The following is a 12,815-nucleotide window of genomic DNA, read 5'->3' as shown; positions in this document are numbered from 1 at the left end:
CGCAATCAGGTTTGGATTCCGGCGGGGGGTCAGGCCGCCTCGCGCAGTGCCGCGTCGACCCGTCGCCGCAGGTCGTCGACGTCGACGCCGGCCTCGGTGAGCACCTGCGCGGCCAGGCCGTCGCCCTCCCGGAGCAGGCCGAGCAGGATGTGCTCGGTGCCGATGTGCCGGTGGCGCAGCCGGAGCGCCTCGCGCAGCGACAGCTCCAGCACCTTCTTGGCCCGGGGCGAGAACCGGCCGCTGTCGGGCCGGCGACGCCACCACCGGCGCGGGCGCGGTGTCGCCTCGCGGAGCGCGTCCGGGCCGAACGACTCCTCGATCCGGGCCACGATGGCGGCCAGGTCGATGCCGATCTCGCGCAGCGCCGCCGCGTCCGCCGCGCCGAGCCCGTCGACGCCCTGCGCGGTGTGGCGGGCCACCGCCGCGCGCAGCGCGTCGGCGTCGACGCCGTCGGCCGACAGCAGCCGAACCGCCAGGTTGTCGCGGTCGGCGAGCACGCCGAGCAGCAGGTGCTCGGTGCCGACCGGCCGCCGGCCCTCGGTCTGTGCCTCGACGAGCGCGTGGTGCACCACGGCCCGGGCCCGGTCGGTGAATCGTTCGAACATCACGCCTCCCAGCTTTCGCGCACCGCCGGCCGTCCGGCGTGCTTCTTGTGGACCGCCTGTCGGCTGACCTCGAGCGCGTCGGCGATCTCCTGCCAGGACCAGCCCTGTCGCCGGGCGTTGTCCACCTGGACCACCTCGAGCCGTTCGAGCAGCCGGCGCAGGGCGAGCACGGCCCGCAGGCCGACCTTCGGGTCGGTGCTGCCGGCGGCCGCCGCGAGTTCCGTTGCCTGACTCATACTGTCAATGTAGGTTGACAGCGCCATGGCGTCAACCCCGGTTGACACGAGACACGCCCTGACCTGCCCGTTCGCCGCCCGTGCCGGTGCTACGGTCCGCTGGTGTTCCACCGCCGCCCACCGGACCGACCGGTCGAGGCCACCCGCCGACTGACCGCCGGGCGACTCACGCTGGAGGTCGCCGGCGGCAGCGTGGTCGGGCACCGCTATCCGGCGAACTACGACGTGCTGCACGTCGACGAGGAACTGCCGCTGGCCGTGGTCTGCGACGGCATGGGCGAGGGCGAGGGCAGCCGGGCAGCCGGCGCGACCGCGACGCAGACGTTCGTCGGGCGGGTCCGCGCCGGGTGGCCGGTCGTCGACGCCGCCGGGCTGCACGCCGCCGCCGCCGAGACCCAGCGCCGGGTCCGCCGGGCCGGCGCCACGCGCGCGGGGCTGACCGGGTGCACGCTCACCGCGCTGGTGGTCGAGCCGGACGGCGACCGGGGCTGGCTCGTGCACCTCGGCGACTCGCGGGCGTACCGGCTGCGCGACGGGCTGCTGGAGCTGGTCACGGTGGACCACACCCTGGCCTGGCTGGGGCTGCTGCACGGCTGGTGGCCGGCCGACTCCCCGGAGGCGGCCCGGGCCCGCTACCAACTGCTGCGCTACGTCGGGCACCCGGACCAGCCGGAACCGGACCTGCTCGCCGTCCCGCTGCGTCGCGGGGACACCTGGCTGCTCTGCACCGACGGGGTCAGCGACCAGCTCGGCTACCACCGGCTCCGGGACCTGCTGGCCGCCCGTCAGGAGCCGGCGCGGACGGTCCGGGCACTGCTGGACGCCACCCTGGCGGCCGGCGGCGCGGACAACGCCACCGCCGTCGTGGTGCGCGTGCACCCCGCCCTGCCCGCCCCCCGCTGAACACCCCCTCCGGCGTGACCGGGGACACGATTGACGTCCTGACGTTTTGTGCAAAACTTGTCAGCATGTCGAACGACCGGTTGGAGACGATCCTGGCCGCCGCGTACGCGTGCTTCACCCGGCACGGGATGCGGCGCACCACCATGGACGACATCGCCGCCGCCGCCGGCATGTCCCGGCCGGCGGTCTACCAGTACGTGCGCAACAAGAACGACGCCTACCGGCGACTGGCCGAACGGCTCTTCGCCGACACGCTCGACCGGGCCCGGCAGGCCGCCGCCACCCCCGGCGGCGAGCTGGCCGACCGGCTGCACGACGTGCTCGCCGCCAAGCTGGAACTCACGCTCACGCTGCACCGGGACAGCCCGCACGCCACCGAGCTGCTCGACGCCAGCGGCAAGCTCACCGGCGACCTCGTCGAGGCGTACACCGCCGAGATGACCGACCTGGTGGCCGGCACGCTGGCGGACGCCGCCGGGCCCCGGGCCCGCGCGGTGGCTGACGTGCTCGTCGCGCTCACCCGCGGCCTGGAGGCCGACCTCACCGACCCCGACCTGCCCCGGCAGCGGCTGCGCGACGGCGTCGCGCTGCTCGTCGCCGGCCTGACCTCTCCGGGAGACCACGCATGACCACCGTCCTGATCACCGGCACCTCCTCCGGCATCGGCCGGGCCACCGTCGCGCGGCTCGCCCGCCGGCCCGACCTCACCGTGTACGCCACCGCCCGCAAGGTCGACGCGATCGCCGACCTGGCCGACACCGGCGCCCGGCTGCTCGCCCTCGACGTGACCGACGAGGCGTCCATGCGTGCCGCCGTCGCCGCGGTCGAAGCCGCACACGGCCAGGTCGACGTGCTGATCAACAACGCCGGCTACGGCGAGTACGGCCCGATCGAGGAGTCCCCGATGGACCGGGTGCGGGCCCAGTTCGAGACCAACGTCTTCGGGCTCGCCCGGCTCACCCAGCTCGTGCTGCCCGGCATGCGCCGGGCCGGCCGGGGCCGGATCGTCAACATCAGCTCGATGGGTGGCCGGCTGGTCTTCCCCGGCGGCGGCTACTACCACGCCAGCAAGTACGCGGTGGAGGCGATCTCCGACGCGCTGCGCCAGGAGGTGCGGCCGTTCGGGGTGGACGTGGCGGTCGTCGAGCCGGGCCTGATCCGCACCGGCTTCGGCGCGGTCGCCGCGTCCTCGCTCGGCGCCGGCACCGAGCCGACCGGGCCGTACCGCCGGATGGTGGCCGCGGTCGACGCGTCGATGGCGAAGTCCTACCGGAACCCGGCGCTCGCCGCACCGCCGGAGGCGGTGGCCCGGGTGATCGAGCGGGCCGTGCTGGCCCGCCGCCCCCGCACCCGCTACCTGGTCACCGCCGCCGCCTGGGCGATGGTGCACACTCGCCGGCTGTTCGGCGCCCGGTTCTTCGACGCGGTCAACCGCCTCCAGTTCCGCTGACCCGGTCCGGCCGACCCGGCCACCCGACTACCGTGGGTGAAGAACCCCGTCGGGAGGTGAGCCGGAATGGCCGCACCCAGCCACGGCGCGGTGGTGGTCGGCGTCGGCCGGTCGACGGAGGCGCTGACGGTGGTCCGCACGGCCGCCGGCGAGGCCGCCGCGCACGACCGGCCGCTGCACCTGCTGCACGCGTTCAACTGGGCCGCGACCGGCGGCCCCGCCCCGGCCGGCGGCACCCGCGTCGACGCCGAACGCATGCTGGAGCAGGCCGGCCAGCTCGCCGCCGACACCGCGCCGGGGGTGCCGGTCAGCGGCGAGATCGTCGAGGGCTCGCCGGTCGAGGCGCTGCTGCGGGCCGCCGGCACCGCCTTCCTGGTCGCGCTCGGTGACGGCGGCAGCTCCACCTGCCCGGCCTGCGTACCGGCCGACGCGCCCGCCGTCGAGCTGGCCGCCCGCGCCGGCTGTCCGGTCCTGATCGGCCGCTCCGAGCCGGCCCCGCCCGGGCCGCTGCTGGTCGGCTACGACGGCTCGCCGGGCGCCCACCACACGCTCGGGTACGCCTTCGACTGCGCCGAACGCCGGGGCGCCCGGCTGCTCGCCGTCCGGGTGGTCGAACCGGAGCGCCGCGACACCGACGACGGCCTGCTGGAAGCGGCGGTCAACCGGCAGGCCGTCCGGCACCCCCGGGTGGCCGCCAACTGCCAGACCGTCCGCGGTGAACCCGCCGACGTCCTGCTCGACCGCTCCCGGTCGGCGCAGCTCGCGGTGGTCGGCGCGCGCGGCGACGGGCCGGTGCGGTCCAGTCTGGGCGAGGTCAGCCAGGCCCTGCTCTACCACTCGCCGGCCCCGCTGATCGTCGTCCGGGGGCTCGACCCGGGCGCCCGGGAGGGGGCATGACGCCCGCCCGACCCGGGACCTACGGCCCTGACCGACACCCCCGCCCGGAGGCGAGGGTGGACGGGCCGGGGACGGAGGGTTCCGCCCCGAGTGGCAGCCGACCCCGAGCCGCGAGAGGCCAACGTCGCATGGACACCGCGCTGGACCTGCACAGCCCCCTGACCGACGACGAGTTGCGCCGGCTGGACGCCTACTGGCGGGCCGCGAACTACCTGACCGTGGGGCAGATCTACCTGCTCGACAACCCGCTGCTCCGCGAGCCGCTCAGGCCCGAGCACGTCAAGCCCCGGCTGCTCGGCCACTGGGGCACCAGCCCCGGCCTCAACCTGCTCTACACGCACCTCAACCGCGTCATCGTCGACCGGGACCTCTCCGCCATCTTCGTCACCGGCCCCGGCCACGGCGGCCCCGCGCTGGTCGCCAACACCTGGCTGGAGGGCACCTACAGCGAGCTGTACCACCACATCCCGCGCGACGAGGCCGGCATGCAGCGGCTGTTCCGCCAGTTCTCCTTCCCCGGCGGCATCCCCAGCCACGTGGCGCCGGAGGTGCCCGGCTCGATCCACGAGGGCGGCGAGCTGGGGTACGCGCTGAGCCACGCGTACGGGGCCGCGTTCGACAACCCGGACCTGCTGGTCGCCTGCGTGATCGGCGACGGCGAGGCGGAGACCGGCCCGCTGGCCGGGAGCTGGCTGTCCAACGTGTTCCTGAACCCGGCGCGGGACGGGGCGGTGCTGCCGATCCTGCACCTCAACGGCTACAAGATCGCCAACCCGACGGTACTGGACCGGATCCCCGCCGACGACCTGCGCGACCTGATGCGCGGCTACGGCTACCAGCCGTACCTGGTCGAGGGCGACGACCCGGCGACGGTGCACCAACTGCTCGCCGCGACGCTGGACCGGGCGGTCGACGAGATCGCCGAGATCCAGCGCCGGGCCCGCTCCGGCGGCGACGTCGAGCGTCCCCGCTGGCCGATGATCGTGCTGCGGACGCCGAAGGGCTGGACCGGTCCGGCGGAGGTGGACGGCAAGCAGGTCGAGGGCACGTTCCGCGCCCACCAGGTGCCGGTCGCGGAGGTACGTGACAACCCGGCGCACCTGGCCGAGCTGGAGCGCTGGCTGCGCAGCTACCGGCCGGAGGAGCTGTTCGACGCCACCGGCGGCCCGGTCGCCGAGCTGGCCGCGCTGCCACCCACCGGCGACCGGCGGATGAGCGCCAACCCGGTGGCCAACGGCGGCAAGCTGCTGCGCGACCTGGAGCTGCCGGACTTCCGCGACTACGGCGTCGACGTCGAGGAGCCCGGCGGCACGGTGGCCGGGGCCACCGGCACGCTCGGCCCCTGGGTACGCGACGTGATCGCCCGCAACCCGCAGACGTTCCGCCTGTTCGGCCCGGACGAGGTCGCCTCGAACCGGCTCGGCGCGGCGTTCGAGGTCACCGACCGGGCGTTCGTCGGCCGCCGGCAACCCGGCGACGACCACCTCTCCCCCGACGGCCGGGTGATGGAGGTGCTCTCCGAGCATCTCTGCGAGGGCTGGTTGGAGGGCTACCTGCTGACCGGCCGGCACGGCATCTTCACCAGCTACGAGGCGTTCATCCACATCGTCGACTCGATGGTCAACCAGCACGCCAAGTGGCTCAAGGTGACCCGGCACATCCCCTGGCGGGAACCGATCGCCTCGCTGAACTACCTGCTCTCCAGCCACGTCTGGCGGCAGGACCACAACGGCTTCTCGCACCAGGACCCCGGCTTCATCGACCACGTGGTCAACAAGAAGGCCGAGGTGGTCCGCGTCTACCTGCCGCCGGACGCCAACACGCTGCTCTCCACCATGGACCACTGCCTGCGCAGCCGGCACTACATCAACGTGGTGGTGGCCGGGAAGCAGCCGGCGCCGAACTGGCTGACCATGGAGGAGGCGGTCCAGCACTGCCGCCGCGGCCTGGGCATCTGGGACTGGGCCAGCACCGACGACGGCGCCGAGCCGGACGTGGTGCTCGCCTGCGCCGGCGACGTGCCGACGCTGGAGACGCTCGCCGCCGCCGACCTGCTGCGCCGGCACCTGCCCGACCTGAGGGTGCGGGTGGTCAACGTGGTCGACCTGATGCGCCTGCAACCGCCCTCGGAGCACCCGCACGGCCTGCCGGACAACGAGTTCGACACCATCTTCACCCGCGACAAGCCGGTCATCTTCGCCTACCACGGCTATCCGTGGCTGATCCACCGGCTCACCTACCGCCGGGCCAACCACGAGAACCTGCACGTGCGCGGCTACAAGGAGGAGGGCACCACCACCACGCCGTTCGACATGGTGATGCTCAACGACCTGGACCGCTTCCACCTGGTCATCGACACCATCGACCGGGTGCCGGGGCTGCGCTCGCGCGCCGCGCACCTGCGCCAGGAGATGGTGGACGCGCGCCAGGCCTGCCGCGACCACACCCGCGAGTACGGCGAGGACGACCCCCGGGTCGTCGAGTGGCGCTGGATCCGCGAGACCGACCCGGCCGTAAAGGGTGACGCATGAGCAATGAGGAGATCGTGGTCGGCTACGACGGCTCGACCGACGCGTCGGTGGCCCTGAACTGGGCGCTGGACGAGGCGGGCCGGTCGGGCCGGCCGGTGCGGCTGGCGTACGTCTTCGAGTGGTTGACGGTGGCCGGCTGGATCGGCCCCGGCGTGGCCCCGGGCATCTGGCCGGACGAGAACGCCCGCCGGCAGGTCGAGGAACTGGTCCGCAAGGCGGCGGCGGACGCCGCCGCCGAGCGGCCCGGCATCACCGTGCACGGCGAGGTGTTCGACGGCCCGCCCGCGCTGGTGTTGCAGGAACGCTCCACCGGGGCCGGGATGCTGGTGCTCGGCAGCCGGGGGCACGGCGGCTTCGGCGGACTGCTCGCCGGCTCCACCGCGGTCTCGGTCAGCGCGCACGCCCACTGCCCGGTGGTGGTGGTCCGCGACGGCCAGGCCGCCACGTCCGGGCCGGTGGTGGTCGGCTCGGACGGCTCCCCCTCGGCGCTGCGGGCGCTCGGCTTCGCCGTGGAGCGGGCCGCCCAGCGGGACGTGCCGCTGCGGGTGCTGCGGGTCTGGGAGCCGCCGGGTGACCGGTGGGTGCCGCCGGACTTCGACCCGGAGGACGTCGCCGCCGGCGAGCGGACCGCCGCCGAGGCGGAGCTGGCGCCGTGGCGGGAGACCTTCCCGGACGTGCCGGTGGAGATCTCGGCGGTGCCCGGCAGCGCGGCGTCGCTGCTGGTGGAGGCGAGCCGGGCGGCGCAGCTCGTGGTGGTCGGCAGCCGGGGCCGGGGCGGGCTGCGCGGCATGCTGCTCGGCTCGGTCAGCCAGCAGCTCATCCAGCACGCCCACTGCCCCGTCGCCGTGGTCCGGGAGTGAAAGGCGGGGCCCCCTGTTAACGCCTTGGGCAGAGCAGGGGGCCCCGGTTAACGCCCGGCCGGCCCGTCGGACGGGTTGAGCGAGAAGTAGTCCTCCTCCTCCTGGGCCAGGTGCAGGCGCAGCACCGCGTCCAGGCCGTACAGCGCGGCGAGCAGGTCGGGCACCTCCTCGGCGGGCAGTCCGCCGTCCAGCGCCGCCAGGTGCCCGCCGATCCGCTCCACCAGCCGGACGATCTCCACGTGCGCCCGGCTCATCGTCGAGGTCGCCTCGTCGCTGCCGAGCGGGCCGGCCAGCGCCGGGTAGAGCTGCCGTTCCTCGGCCGCCTCGTGCGGCAGCACCTCGTCGACCAGGCGCCGGTGCACGTCCCGCACCGCCGGCACGCACCCCGGGTCGTCCGGGCGGGTCGCCACCAGGTCGGCGGTGTCCCGCAACCGGGCCAGCACGTCCCGGACGCCGCCGTGCTCGCGTTCGTACCGGTCGAGCAGCTCCCGGGTGTGCGCCGGCACCTCCCGTTGCCGCAGCCCGCCGCCGAGCGCCCGCAGCGCGTTGAGGATCACCAGCACGTCGATGCCCTCCTGGAGGAACGCGCCGGCGACCGGGGGCAGCCGGCCGGCGGCGGCCACCAGCATCGCCAACACCGCCAGGCCCATGCCGACGGTGGCGCTCTGCACCGCGATTCGGCGGGCGTACCGGGCGATCTCGACGGCGTCGGCGAGCCGGTCCAGCCGGTCCACGGTGAGCACCGCGTCGGCCACGTCGGCGGAGGCGGTCGCCCCGGTGGCGCCCATCGCCACCCCGACGTGCGCCTCGGCCAACGCCGGGGCGTCGTTGACGCCGTCGCCGACCATCACGGTCACCGCCCGCGCCGACTCCGCGCGTACCCGGTCGGCCTTCTCCGCCGGCGCGCAACGCGCGATCACGTCGTCCACGCCGACCACCTGGGCGACCTGCCGGGCCGTACGCGGACGGTCGCCGGTCACCATCACCAGCCGGGTCAGCCCCGCCTCGCGCAGCCGCCGCACGGTCCGCCGGGCGTCCGGGCGGACCGGGTCCTCCAGCAGGATCGCGCCCAACGGCCCGTGCTCGTCGCTGACCCAGACCGTGGACCGGCCGGCCCGCTCGGCCCGGTCCCGGACCCGGTCCGCCCACGCCGGCGGCTCGCCGTCGAGCTGGCCGACCCGCACCGTCCGGCCGTCGACCCGGCCGGTGACGCCGCGTCCCGGCTCCTCGGTCACGTCGGTCGGCCCGGCCAGCGGCAACCCCCGCTCGCGGGCCTGCCGGACCAGCGCGGCGGCCAGCACGTGCGGCGAGAGCTGCTCGACGGACGCCGCCAGCCGCAGCACCTCGTCCCGGTCGCCGCCCGGCGCGACCACCGTCTCCGCGGCCCGGGGCCGGCCGGCGGTGAGCGTGCCGGTCTTGTCCAGCAGCAGGGTACGGGCGCGGCCGAGCTGCTCCAGCGAACCGCCGTCGCGCACCAGCACGCCCCGGCGGGCCACCCGGGACAGCCCGGAGACCACCGCGATCGGGGTGGCCAGCAGCAGCGGGCACGGGGTGGCCACCACCAGCACCGCCACCGCCCGCACGAACTCGCCGGACAGCAGCCACGCCAGGCCGGCGAGCAGCAGCGTGAACGGCACGAACCCGGCCGCGTACCGGTCGGCCAGCCGCACCATCGGGGCCTTGCGCGCGGTGGCCTCCCCGGCCAGCCGGACGATGCCGGCGTACGTGCTCTCCGCCGCGTTGCGGTCGGCCCGCAGCCCGAAGCCGGCGCCGGCGTTGACCACGCCGCTGGCCACCTGCTCCCCCACGGCGCGGCCGACCAGCCGGGACTCGCCGGTCACCACCGACTCGTCGAGCGTGGCCGCCTCCTCGACCGTGCCGTCCACCGGCACCACGTCACCGGGGCCGACCACCAGCCGGTCACCGGCGACGACCCGGTCCAGCGGCACCACCTCGATCCCGCCGTCCGCGGTGCGCCGCCGCGCCCGCCGGGGCGCCCGTTCCAGCAGCGCCCGCAGGTCGCGGGTGGCCCGGCGCCGGGCGTACTCCTCCAGCGCCCGCCCGGTGGCCACCATCACCGCGATCACGGCGCCGGCCAGGTACTCCCGCACCAGCAACGCGCCGAGCAGCGCCAGCACCGCGATGACGTCCACCCCGAACTCCCGGCGCCACAGTTGGCGCAGCATGGTCCAGGCGGCCGGCGCGAGCGCCACCACGGTGACCGCGGCCCAGACCAGGTCGGCCGCGCCCCGCGCGCCCGCGAACCACGCCGCGGCGCCGCCCAGCACGGCGAGCGTGAGCAGCGCCAACGGGGCCCACTCGGCGGTCGCGGCCCGTCGAGGGCGGGCCGGCCGTTCGGGTACGCATTCGCGCGGTTCGGTCCCCACGTGCGGATCGTCTCAGTGCCGAAGCGGGGCAGGCAGGGCGAACGCGGGTAATCCGGGGGGCCGAAGGACCCCGTGCGACCCGATCCGACATGCCCGAGGATGGAGCGGCAACCCCACCCGGGCCTCCCGGGCGTGGGGCACGATGGGGAGAAACAGGAAAGGTCGTGACGATGAGCCACGAGACGCCGGCTACCGATCGCCCGCTGACCACCGCGCTCGCGGAGGCCGCCGGGACGGCCGGCCACGCCCCGTCGGTGCACAACACCCAGCCCTGGCACTGGACGGTGCTGCCGGACGCGCTGGAGCTGCGGGTGGTCCGGGAGCGGCACCTCAGCGCCATGGACCCGGAGGGCCGGCTGCTGGTGGTGAGCTGCGGCGCGGCGCTGCACCACGCCCGGGTGGCGCTGGCCGCCGAGGGCTGGACGCCGGTGGTGGAGCGCCTGCCCGACCCGCACCAGCCCGACCTGATGGCCCGGCTCACCGGGCTGCGGCACACCGGCGCCGACCCGGACGCGATGCGCCTGGTGCAGTGCATGCGGGTGCGGCACACCGACCGGCGTCCGGTCAGCGACGAGCCGATCCCCGCCGCCGTGCTGGGCGACATCGACCGGGCCGCCACCCGGGAGGGCGTCGACCTGCAGATCCTCGACGACATGCAGAAGATCGAGCTGGCCGGCGCCGCCCAGCAGGCCGCCGCCGTCGAGGCGGACAGCCTGGAGCTGCGCGAGGAGCTGGCGTACTGGACGAACCGGGCCGGCACCGGCACCGGCCTGCCGCCGGAGGTGCTGCCCGACCAGGCGGCGCAGACCACCGTGCCGGGCCGCGACTTCGGCACCCCCGGCTCGCTGCCGATCGGCCCCGGCCACGACAAGGCCGCCGTCTACGCCATCCTCTGGGGCGCCGAGGACGAGCCGCTGAGCTGGCTGCGCGCCGGTGAGGCGCTCTCCGCCGCCTGGCTCGAAGCCACCCGGCACGGGGTGTCGTTGGTGCCGCTCTCCGGCGTGGTCGAGGTTGACGGCACCCGCGAGGTGCTCCGGCAGACGCTGGCCGGCCTGGGCCACCCCTACCTGAGCATGCGGCTCGGGCTGGCCGACCCGGAGCACGCCGGGCCGCCGCACACCCCGCGGCTGGACGCCGCGCAGACCGTCGACACGTCGGCGGTCCGCGACCAGCAGTCCTGACGGTCTCGTCGGCGGCGGCCACCGGGCGATAGCATCGGCCGGTGGCCGCCGCACCGAACCCCCGGCACGAGCCCGTCACGCCGTCGCTCGGGTTGTCCCCGCTGTCCCGGGTCCGCCTCGATGAGCTGCTTCAGGAGATGCTCGACCGGGTCGGGGAGGTCGTCACCAGCCGGGAACGGCTGCGTGCGCTGCTCGACGCGGTGGTCGGCATCGGCTCCGACCTGGACCTGCGCAGCACGTTGCAGCGGATCGTGCGGTCGGCGTGCGAGCTGGCCGGCGCCCGCTACGGCGCGCTCGGGGTGATCGGCCCGGACCGCATGCTGCACGACTTCATCGTTTACGGCATCGACGCCGAACTGCACGCGCGCATCGGCGAGCTGCCGCACGGGCGGGGCGTGCTCGGCCTGCTCATCGACGAGCCGAAGCCGCTGCGCATGCCGGACATCACCCGGCACCCCCGGTCGTACGGCTTCCCGCCGCACCACCCGCCGATGCACAGCTTCCTGGGCGTGCCGGTGCGCATCCGCGACCAGGTGTGGGGCAACCTCTACCTGGCCGAGAAGCAGGGCGCCGCCGAGTTCACCGAGGACGACGAGGAGATCGTGTCCGCGCTCGCCGCCGCGGCCGGCGTGGCGATCGAGAACGCCCGTCTCTACGCGCTGGCGCACCGGCGGGAACGCTGGCTGGCCGCCGCCGCGGAGATCACCTCGGTGCTGCTGGGCGAGGTGCGCCGCACCGACGCGCTGTCGCTCGTGGCGCGTCGCGCCCGCGAGGTCGCCGAGGCGGAGCTGGCGCTGGTGCTGCTCTACGACGAGGACGAGGCGCAGTTCACCGTCGAGGTGGTCGACGGCGCGGACCCGATCGCCCAGGAGCTGGTCGGCGCGGTGCTGCCGGCCGGCGAGACCAGCTTCGCCGGCTCGGCCACCGAGCGCCGGCACGAGCAGGTCGACGACCTGGCCGCGGCGGCGCCCTGGCCCCAGCCGGTGGTCGCCGGCCCGGCGGTGGTGTCCCCGCTCGCCGCCGCCGACACGCTGCACGGCGTGCTGGTGATCGCGCACCGGCCCGACCACGGCCCGGCCGGCGACGACGACCTCGCGTTGCTGACCAGCTTCGCCGGGCAGGCCGCGCTGGCCATGGAGCGGGCGCGCGGCCAGGAGGAACGGGAACTGCTGGTGGTGCTGGAGGATCGCGAACGGATCGCCCGCGACCTGCACGACGTGGTGATCCAGCGGCTCTTCGCCACCGGCCTGCAACTCCAGAGCGGGGCGATGAACGCCCGACCCGACGTGGCCAAGCGCATCAACCAGGCGGTCGACGACCTGGACGCCACCATCCGCGACATCCGCCGCACCATCTTCGAGCTGCGCACCCCGATGAGCGCGGCGCTGCGCACCGAGATCCGCGAGGCGATCGAGGTGGCCGCCGAGACGCTCGGGCACCGGCCCGACCTGGACCTGGTCGGCCCGATCGACAGCGCCGTCCCGGACGAGCTGCGTCCCGAACTGGTGGCCGTGCTGCGCGAGGCGCTGTCCAACGCGGTCCGCCACGCGCACGCCGACCGGGTGTCGGTGCGGGTCGCGGTGGACGCCGGCCGGGTCGAGATCACCGTCACCGACGACGGGATCGGCTGCGACCCGACAGCGGCCCGCAGCGGCCTGGTCAACCTGCGGGAGCGGGCCGAACGGCTCGGCGGGGAGTTCACGCTGCGCCGGGTCGAGCCGCACGGCACCGAGCTGCGCTGGGGCGTCCCGCTCGACTGACCCGG

The 12,815-nt window shown here is 75.3% G+C and carries 11 protein-coding genes; 8 read left to right on the top strand and 3 right to left on the bottom strand.

The genetic code is table 11. The features are described 5' to 3' along the window. Positions 1–29: 29 nt before the first annotated feature. Entirely contained in the window at positions 30–605 is a 576-nt protein-coding gene (locus tag ACZ6O5_RS15145) for a Clp protease N-terminal domain-containing protein (protein ID WP_465977521.1), read from the bottom strand. Further along, positions 605–841, bottom strand: a complete 237-nt coding sequence (locus tag ACZ6O5_RS15140; protein WP_107159391.1) for an HTH domain-containing protein — start codon at positions 839–841, stop codon at positions 605–607. The genes ACZ6O5_RS15145 and ACZ6O5_RS15140 overlap by 1 nt, the downstream gene beginning before the upstream one ends. A gap of 102 nt (positions 842–943) precedes the next feature. Between ACZ6O5_RS15140 and ACZ6O5_RS15135 the strand changes: the two genes are divergently transcribed. From ACZ6O5_RS15135 to ACZ6O5_RS15110, 6 genes are all read left to right on the top strand, one after another. After that, on the top strand, positions 944–1,744 hold the full coding sequence (locus ACZ6O5_RS15135; RefSeq protein ID WP_465977519.1) for a PP2C family protein-serine/threonine phosphatase: 801 nt from the start codon (positions 944–946) through the stop codon (positions 1,742–1,744). Positions 1,745–1,809: 65 nt separating this feature from the next. Continuing rightward, the gene (locus ACZ6O5_RS15130; RefSeq protein WP_465977517.1) at positions 1,810–2,373 is read left to right on the top strand and encodes a TetR/AcrR family transcriptional regulator; all 564 of its coding nucleotides are present in this window, start codon (positions 1,810–1,812) and stop codon (positions 2,371–2,373) included. Continuing rightward, positions 2,370–3,194, top strand: a complete 825-nt coding sequence (locus ACZ6O5_RS15125; RefSeq protein ID WP_465977515.1) for an oxidoreductase — start codon at positions 2,370–2,372, stop codon at positions 3,192–3,194. Before ACZ6O5_RS15130 ends, ACZ6O5_RS15125 begins: the two co-directional genes overlap by 4 nt. Before the next feature lie 66 nt (positions 3,195–3,260). Then, on the top strand, positions 3,261–4,091 hold the full coding sequence (locus tag ACZ6O5_RS15120) for a universal stress protein (RefSeq protein ID WP_465977513.1): 831 nt from the start codon (positions 3,261–3,263) through the stop codon (positions 4,089–4,091). A 128-nt stretch (positions 4,092–4,219) separates the two neighbouring features. Further along, complete coding sequence (locus ACZ6O5_RS15115; protein ID WP_465977511.1) at positions 4,220–6,622, top strand: phosphoketolase family protein; 2,403 nt, start codon at positions 4,220–4,222, stop codon at positions 6,620–6,622. Continuing rightward, positions 6,619–7,482: a universal stress protein gene (locus tag ACZ6O5_RS15110; protein WP_281935144.1), complete on the top strand. Its 864-nt coding sequence runs from the start codon at positions 6,619–6,621 to the stop codon at positions 7,480–7,482. Before ACZ6O5_RS15115 ends, ACZ6O5_RS15110 begins: the two co-directional genes overlap by 4 nt. Positions 7,483–7,529: 47 nt before the next feature. Here the strand turns inward: ACZ6O5_RS15110 and ACZ6O5_RS15105 are convergent, their stop codons facing one another. Beyond that, complete coding sequence (locus ACZ6O5_RS15105) at positions 7,530–9,869, bottom strand: heavy metal translocating P-type ATPase (protein WP_465977509.1); 2,340 nt, start codon at positions 9,867–9,869, stop codon at positions 7,530–7,532. A 170-nt stretch (positions 9,870–10,039) separates the two neighbouring features. On the opposite strand from ACZ6O5_RS15105, the gene ACZ6O5_RS15100 reads away from it, so the two are divergent. Together ACZ6O5_RS15100 and ACZ6O5_RS15095 are read left to right on the top strand one after the other, a co-directional pair. Further along, positions 10,040–11,050 carry an Acg family FMN-binding oxidoreductase gene (locus ACZ6O5_RS15100; protein ID WP_465977507.1) on the top strand — a complete coding sequence of 337 codons (1,011 nt, stop codon included), beginning with the start codon at positions 10,040–10,042 and terminating at the stop codon, positions 11,048–11,050. Between the two features lie 92 nt (positions 11,051–11,142). Then, the gene (locus ACZ6O5_RS15095) at positions 11,143–12,810 is read left to right on the top strand and encodes a GAF domain-containing sensor histidine kinase (RefSeq protein ID WP_465977880.1); all 1,668 of its coding nucleotides are present in this window, start codon (positions 11,143–11,145) and stop codon (positions 12,808–12,810) included. Positions 12,811–12,815: the final 5 nt, after the last annotated feature.

Source organism: Micromonospora sp. NPDC049201 (assembly GCF_055586805.1).
The sequence above is the reverse complement of the archived record's forward strand: the minus strand, read 5'-3'. Positions and strand labels throughout refer to the sequence as shown.